This window comes from Streptomyces sp. SID12501 (assembly GCF_010550245.1).
Lineage (GTDB): Bacteria > Actinomycetota > Actinomycetes > Streptomycetales > Streptomycetaceae > Streptomyces.
This window is the reverse complement of the sequence record NZ_JAAGLU010001041.1, coordinates 1-387: the sequence shown is the minus strand read 5'-3', so window position 1 is coordinate 387 and position 387 is coordinate 1. Positions and strand designations below refer to the sequence as shown.

General features: G+C 65.1%; 1 protein-coding gene. It reads left to right on the top strand.

Translation table 11 applies throughout. The features are described 5' to 3' along the window. On the top strand, nucleotides 1–237 hold a 237-nt coding region (locus G3I71_RS49725), incomplete at its 5' end, for a hypothetical protein (RefSeq protein ID WP_164325590.1). Nucleotides 238–387 lie beyond the last annotated feature (150 nt).

Below are 387 nucleotides of genomic sequence, written 5' to 3'. Positions count from 1 at the left end.
GCTGCCCGTGCCGTCGCCGGCGACTTCGGCTTTGACGTGGAGGAGAACGAGCTGCCGACCATCATGGGCAGGGGCAATGCCGTTCTGGCGATCACGCACCCCTTCGAGTCGACCTCCGCAGCGGACTCAGCAGTGCGAGTGCGAAGCGTCCGCGACCGCTACTCGGACGCGCGGTTCTCGTCGTCGTTCGAGCTGCTGAGGCGACCTGGGGTGCTCCTCGCGAGCCTGATGGGATGAGGTGGACTGTCGATGCCTGACGACGACTACGACGAGGTCGAGGCTGTCGTTCGGATACCCAAGGACGGGCGTCTTGCGGACTCGAGGAAGACAGAAGGGTGGAGCCGCGGCTATACAGCCAAGTCGTCGGAGAAGGGGCCCGAGCATGTT